General features: G+C 36.8%; 6 protein-coding genes. 1 reads left to right on the forward strand and 5 read right to left on the reverse strand.

The features are described 5' to 3' along the window. A partial coding sequence (locus G504_RS0117995; RefSeq protein WP_019671587.1) for a transposase occupies positions 1-237 on the forward strand: 237 nt, incomplete at its 5' end. A gap of 41 nt (positions 238-278) precedes the next feature. Here the strand turns inward: G504_RS0117995 and G504_RS0118000 are convergent. From G504_RS0118000 to G504_RS0118020, 5 genes are all read right to left on the reverse strand, one after another. Then, positions 279-1,025, reverse strand: coding sequence for a hypothetical protein (locus G504_RS0118000; RefSeq protein ID WP_019671588.1), 747 nt, complete (start codon positions 1,023-1,025; stop codon positions 279-281). Positions 1,026-1,099: 74 nt separating this feature from the next. Continuing rightward, complete coding sequence (locus tag G504_RS0118005; protein ID WP_019671589.1) at positions 1,100-2,209, reverse strand: alpha/beta fold hydrolase; 1,110 nt, start codon at positions 2,207-2,209, stop codon at positions 1,100-1,102. Between the two features lie 583 nt (positions 2,210-2,792). Further along, complete coding sequence (locus G504_RS0118010; protein ID WP_026348689.1) at positions 2,793-3,563, reverse strand: DUF6090 family protein; 771 nt, start codon at positions 3,561-3,563, stop codon at positions 2,793-2,795. A gap of 166 nt (positions 3,564-3,729) precedes the next feature. Further along, positions 3,730-4,674, reverse strand: coding sequence for an alpha/beta hydrolase (locus tag G504_RS0118015; RefSeq protein ID WP_019671591.1), 945 nt, complete (start codon positions 4,672-4,674; stop codon positions 3,730-3,732). Positions 4,675-4,859: 185 nt separating this feature from the next. Next, positions 4,860-7,326 (reverse strand): arylsulfatase (locus G504_RS0118020; RefSeq protein WP_205619677.1); only part of this gene is annotated, 2,467 nt, incomplete at its 5' end.

The following is a 7,326-nucleotide window of genomic DNA, read 5'->3' on the forward strand; positions in this document are numbered from 1 at the left end:
AAAAGCCGAATTAGTAAAATGGGTAATCAAAAACTTAGAAACCTACTCTTTTTATGTGCTTTCTCTGCCTGTAAATATAACAAGGCTTGTCGTGAATTATATGAAAGAATTGTAGCTAAGGGGAAAAGTAAAAAATTGGCCCTAATAGCAGTGATTAATAAGCTCTTAAAACAGGCTTTTGCAGTAGCTAAATCAGGATTATCTTATGATGAAAACTATGTCTCGAATTTAAGTTAATTTCCTTTGGATTTTAACTCAGTTCTTTGTTGTAGCAAGTTTTATAAATTCCAAGGAATTGTCGGTTTCATAATGCGTGTGACTAACTCTCTATACCATTCTAGCTCTCCAATTGGAATAGTGAAAAGCATGATAAATACGAATAGAATAGATAGTAATATGGCAGGATGTTTTAGCTTTTTTAGTCTGTAACCAATTAGCAACACTACCATTATAAATAAGGGAATACCAATATTAAGACAAGTTTGAGCATCCATCCAATTTGTTTGTCCATCTAAAAATAAAAGTGGGAACATTACAAATCTTGCCCATGCAGGCATAAAACCGAAAAATAAAGATGAAATCATCCAGATAGCATGTTCTTCTGTTTTTTTTGAGTTAATCACTCCCATAATCACAGCGAAGCCAAAACCCACAATTTGTATGGTTTCGGTAAAAACTAAACCATAAAAGAATGAGTCTGGAAAAAATGGTTGTCCTCCATCAACTGCACCTATATAGACATTCGTGGGTACAATTGAAAGCGCAGAAAAAACAACAGATCCTGCAAGGAATAAACCAATCATACCCCATTTGCGATGTTGTTTTATTTTTCCATGAGTAGCCAGATATGGTTGGTAAAGCAGTAACGCAAACCATGCCATAGCAGAAAGTGCGTGCAAATGATAAGGCCAGGGTTCAGTTGACCAGCTCATAAAATACTGCGGTGTAAATGCTATAATAATAATTATCCAAGGGATTAACATCCACTTATGAGCGTTCTGGTATTGATTTAAAACATTTTTCATAGGTTGGTTAATTTGCTACAACGTCTGGTATATGGCGCGTTCTAATGCGCTATATACTTTGTTGGCGTTAGTATTTATTTTTCTAATATTTCATTAATATAAATTGAACGGTATTTTTTAGGATATTCAAATTGTACAGCATGCGTAGCATTTTCAAATAAATACCATTTTTTTGAAGGAGCAGTTATGGAATCAAAATAGGCCTTTGCCAATGAAGTTTCCGTAAAATGGTCATTATCTCCTTGTAATAGATAAACGGGTACTTTCCACTCCGGAACATCACGCATAAGATTACTATTAAAGCATTTAGGCCATAATAGTTTATATGCAGGATAAAATACTTCTGGGTTATTAATCATTGGTGCAAATTTTTCACTAAATGTGAGACCGTTATCCAGGAACATTTGTTTTATAAAATTGAAACCAATATTTATGCGAGGTGGTGCATATTTTACTACAACCATACGTTCAATATCACAAGCATTTGTCATTTCTATATTCGATTTGTTGGGATATGGCGGTCGTCCAATACCTTTTAATTGATTTAAAGAAATAGTATCATTTTGTTTTTGGGCTTCTGTCATCACAAAATCGTAAGAAAGTTGTTCTGAAAGCGGTTGGTTGGCCATCTGACCAATACCAATATAAGCCTGAAATGATTCGGGGTCTTTTTGGACCATAAATGCACTTACTGTTGTACCCCAAGATGTTCCTTCAATATATATTTTATCTTTATTGAAGGTCTTTTTAAGATAGTCTGTCACGAACAAACCATCATCAACGATTTGATTTAAAGTGATGGTCGAGTCAGGTATACTATCATTATAAGCCAATCCAGAACCTCGTTGTTCCCAGTAGCATACTGTAAATAGGTCTTCTAAATCAAATCCAACAATTTTTGAAATTGCTGGAGGCGCTGGACTCCCAGGACCACCATGTACCTGTAATAACACAGGATTGTTTATATCTTTCCCTCTGATTGTTATTCGTTGAGGAGCACCGTTTATAACCATATCCTCATGCATGGCAATACTATTTGGAAGGATGTTCCCATGTTTATCGAGAAAAGGCTCTTCAACCCCAGAACTGTTTATTCTTATAATTAAAAGAATGACTGCAATTAAACTAATAATGCTCCCAAGGATAATAAGTATCCACTTTCCAATTCTCTTTAATATTTTCATATTCTCGTACTAGTCTCCATATGATTCATATTACCGCCAACGTTAAAGCTATGATTACGGTGCGGGAAATCCAATAGGATTTTCTATCCGGTATCGAGCTGGTTAAAATTAGGGATTTTCTCTTTGACAAAGGCCAGCACTTAATTATAGGTAATGTTAGCGGGTGTAGTGCGCCTACTCCTGGGATTTCACCCATCTCCAATATGATACACTAACCCCTTTTTAAAAATGGCCCTAACCGTCCAGTTTACGTCATGCTATTCATGGCCATTTGAAAAAAGAAAGGACTGCACCAGTCCTTTTCTATCATTATTTTTTAATTAAACCACTATACCCGCTAACGCCCAGATATGGCGCTGTGGCCTCCGAGCTTAATTAATTGCACTAAAAGTAGCTTATCTGCTGATGTGATCAAAGGTTCAGAATGCACTGCGCTATGAAGATCAAAAAACCCCCACGAGCAGAAAAAGGTATAAAGCACTTCAGTTTCTTGGCGGCAGATAAGCGGGATGTTTAGCAGGCACTTGGCAGAAGGCTAAGTAAGACCATGCGCTATATCGTTTGTTGTGCTTTCGTTATTTGATTAATTGACTTGGTTAATTTCATTATCGATGATCTGAATCAATTCTTTTGCAGATGTAACTAAATCTTTGTAATAATTTAAACTAACATTTTGCTTCCACCAATAATAGATTGCTACCGTTTGAAGGTCCTTAAATTCTTTAGAATTGGGATTGTTGATGAACTTCCAATCTTGTTTGTTGTATAAATTATCCCCATCATATAATGAATCTATCACTGATGTGTAATATGGTAGTATCCGCATATATATGTCCCTTGTGAACATATCATTCCCTGTATCATTCATTTCCGAAATATGAAAATTATCAATGGCACATTTTCTGTAATAATCCATTATCTGATTCCTAATAGTTTCATTATGGATATAGTTGAGCTTTCCAGAGTTGGTTATTTCAACGTAAGACTTATCCTCAATTATTAAATTAGAAAGATCCCAAAGAACGGAACTTATTAATTGTGAGAATTCTTTTCGGGTTGCTTGCTTTTCGTGCATCAACTTGATAAATAACTTAAAAGAACTTTTCTCGTCTGCAGCTAATTGAATCCTTTCATTCAAATAAAGAGTATCTTTTACAAGGTCAGTTTTTATTCTCTTCAAGTAACCTAATCCAGTCTCTCTGTCTTTATTGAATTCATTCCAATTATTAATTTGAAGCGCAATTAAAATCCCAATGACTACAAGAATAATTTCGCCAAAAGCATATTTCAGGTACTTACCAGTTTTATTTTCACTCATAAGGTTGTAGCGTATTTTGCGAAAGAATTTTATCATTGGTTCGGTTAATGGTTGGTTATAATGAGGCACAACGGTCTTGTATATGAAAAGTAGCGGATTTTATTGCACTATTTTTTCGATTTATAACTGACCTATAATTTATTAATATCCTTATAATTAGGCACTTAAACCGCTATTTTTTATATACGTTGTTGTGCGTAGTTTATTTATTTACAATTTCCTTGTTAAAGAGTTTTATTGTTTCGTCATAATATTTGTCTGTCGCAACTTTACCATTCACCCTCAAGCCATGTCCACCATTATCAATTATAATCAAATTCGAATTGACATTATTTTCCAAAAGTATTTTGTGGAAGTTTTCAGATTGTTTTGTTGGAACAACATTTTCATTAGTGCCATGTACTAATAAAAAGTGAGCATCATCTTCTGTTATATAACTTGTAGTTGAGGCAGCGACATATTTATCATACTCTTTTTTGCGAGGAGAATCAGGGCCTCGCCACGATGGTAAGTGAGTTCCTACGTAAGATGCAACAGCTCCAATATCACCTTCTGAACCACTTGCAAACGAAAAAAGATCAAAAAGTCCAGCTAATGCCACAACAGCTTGAACTTTACTACTCTCATTATCGATAGGGTTTTTGGACTCTTTATTTTTAATGTCATCCATTGTTCCGAGCATGCTCACAAGTTGGGCACCGGATGAATGTCCAATTGCTCCTAAACGCTCTTTATTTATATTATAATCTTCAGCATTACTTCTAATAAATTGAACTGCTCGTTGAGCATCTTCAACTGCTGCAGGATACCTAAAGACTGGTGCTGAACGATGATTAATTACAAATAGAGTATATCCATTATTAATTAGATTATCAGTTCCAATAATATTTGTCAGATACCAAGGATTTTTATTAAGAGGTGTGGCATCGTAACTCATAAGTTGATGGAAACCACTTCCAGGAATGACTATTATACCATATCCATTTGGGTTTGTAGGAACATAGACATCCATTAATAAAGCAAGTCCACCATGCATTCCATAAATCACATTAGTTTCAGTCCTGCTCAAACCTGAATCTTGTGCCTGTATATGTGAAAATCCTAACGCTATTACCACAAAGAGTATATATGCTATATTTTTTTTCATAATATTTTATTGTTTTGGTTAGTCTAATCAAATTACGCACAACGGTCTGCATATGAGCAGTAGCGGATTTAGGCCACTAAACTGCCAGATAGCAAGATACTTAAATAGATACAAAAAGCGGTTCAAGTTCGCACCTAAACCGCTATTGCTTTTATACAATGTTGTATGCCGTGCTTTCTTTTCATTTACAATAATTTGATATAAACAGAATTGATTGTGCCGTTAAACTTAAATGGTGCCTTTTCAAAATAATCGAAGGAAACAGGCGAGCCTAAATCTGTACCAATATCCAAAGTTTCACTAGCTGAAAATGCCGCTGGCACTGTACCCAAAGTGGTCATGGCACCAACTTCTTTACCATCTACTTTCAAAGTGATCGTTGCTGGTGCTCCAGGCTTATTGTCTTTTATCTTTGTGGTAATCTCAAATTCATGCTTACCCATACCAATTTTATTTTTACTGCTCACTTTAAATTGGTGGATAATCATCATGTTGTATTCGTATTTTAAATAGCCATTATCCATGTAGCAAGTTAATCCACCAGCGCTTCCACCGAGCGCATATAATACACCACTTTGGTTTTCTTTTACCTCCAGATCTATCACCACGGTATTACTTTTTTTACCAAGACCTGGTGCAGCAAATTCCGGCATCCTTGTTGTGGTTTGGTTAAATGTCCATTCGGTATAGGGTGAGGTAATCACATCTTCCGGATGCAGCCTTAACCAAATACCCGCACCAATGGGGAAATCTTTATTTTCCTTGGCTTCATTTAAAAACAGTTCTTTTAGTTCAGCTAGTTTTTCTGGATATTCGGCTGAAAGATCATGCGCTTGTGAGAAATCATTTTTCAAATCATAAAGCTGCCAAACGTCTTCATTTGAGTTCCAGTCTTCTAATCCTTTTTGTGCAGAAACCCAAGGGCGCAGTGGGCCAAATGTACTTGCAAACCAACCCTCATGATAAACTCCACGACTACCGTTATTATCAAAAAATTGGGTCTTTTTTAAATTCTCTGCATTGGGGTTGGTAAATGTTTGTGCAAAACTTTTTCCATCCATCTGGTCTTGCTCAAAGCCATTAACAATTTCAGGATGTTGTATACCTATAATATCATACAGCGTGGGAACAATGTCATTTACATGAAGAAATTGGCTGCGAATTTCCTTGTCAGGTTTTATTCTTTTGGGCCAGGAAATCACCATCGGGTTTCGTGTTCCTCCAAAATGCGCTGCAACCAATTTTGTGCTTCTAAACGGAGTACTTCCTGCCCATGCCCAACCAGAATGATACATGTTTTCTACCTTGTTGGTTCCTAGCGCATCTAAGCCACCAATTTTGTCCAATGCAGCCATTTGTTGACTAATGGTGTTAGGTATCTGGTTTTGAGCTAGCAACTCACTTATACTGCCGTTTTGTCCTTCTGCACTAGAACCGTTATCGCCAAAAATGTAAATCACGATGGTGTTGTCTTTGTAGCCCATAGCATCCATACCGTCGATTAGCTTACCTACTTGCACATCCGTATGTTCTACAAAACCTGCAAACACTTCCATTAAGCGCAATTGAAACTCTTTTTCATCTTCAGGAATATCATCCCATGCGACCATTGTGGAGTCTCTTTCCGTTAATTCAGTCCCCTCAGGAATTATTCCCATAGCTAACTGACGTTGAAAGACTCTTGCTCTGTATTCATCCCAACCTCCATCAAACTTGTCTTTGTATTTCTCTGACCATTCTTTAAAAATATGATGTGGACCATGAGCGGCTCCCGGAGCCCAGTACATGAAAAAAGGCTTGTCTGGCGAATAGGCTTTGTGCTCTCCCAACCACTTAAGACCTTGCTCTGCCATATCTTCTGTCAAATGATAATTAGGGTCGTGGGGAGGTTCAATGGCATTATAATTTTCAAATAATCGTGGTTCATATTGGGAGGTTTCTCCCGCTAAAAATCCATAGAAATATTCAAATCCATAGCCATTTGGCCAAAAGTCTTTTGGTCCCATTGACGTAGTTTGGTTGGCAGGTGAATTATGCCATTTTCCAAAGGCAGCAGTATGGTAACCATAGTTTTTAAGCACTTCGGCTACGGTAGCTGAAGTTTTGGGGATGACGCCTGTATATCCATCAAAATTAACAGCTCGTTCTGCAATGGTGCCAGATGACACTCTTGTGTGGTTTCTTCCAGTTAGCAAAGAAGCCCGAGTAGGAGAACAGATTGAAGTGGTATGGAATCGGTTATACATAATTCCTTCGTTTGCTAGTTTTGTAAGCGTAGGTGTGGCTACTTCCCCTCCAAATGTTTCTGAAACCCCGAAACCAACATCATCTATCAAAACAATAAGTACATTAGGAGCATCATCAGCCAGGTGTTTGTTGTTTGGCCATGGTGCTAATTTACTTTCGGCCAAGGTTTGGCCTGTCTGGCTTTCAGAAGCAATTCTTGGAAATGGGAGAACCCTCCCGTCCTGCTTTTGCAGGTTTTCTGAATGATCAGGATTTTTTTGAGGATTACACCCTGTTATCAGTATTCCTAAGCCAAGGATGGCTATTAAGTGTTTTTTAAATTTCATAATACTCCTTCTTATTAATGTAATTCTAACGTTGGCAATAAAACAGCTCTTTTGTTCTTTCAGCATGGCATACAACGGT

Source organism: Eudoraea adriatica DSM 19308, assembly GCF_000382125.1.
GTDB lineage: Bacteria > Bacteroidota > Bacteroidia > Flavobacteriales > Flavobacteriaceae > Eudoraea > Eudoraea adriatica.

Coding starts and splice junctions, on each gene's coding strand:
- G504_RS0118000 (WP_019671588.1), bottom strand. CDS start 1,025: ATGAAAAATGTTTTAAATCAATACCAGAACGCTCATAAGTGGATGTTA.
- G504_RS0118005 (WP_019671589.1), bottom strand. CDS start 2,209: ATGAAAATATTAAAGAGAATTGGAAAGTGGATACTTATTATCCTTGGG.
- G504_RS0118010 (WP_026348689.1), bottom strand. CDS start 3,563: ATGATAAAATTCTTTCGCAAAATACGCTACAACCTTATGAGTGAAAAT.
- G504_RS0118015 (WP_019671591.1), bottom strand. CDS start 4,674: ATGAAAAAAAATATAGCATATATACTCTTTGTGGTAATAGCGTTAGGA.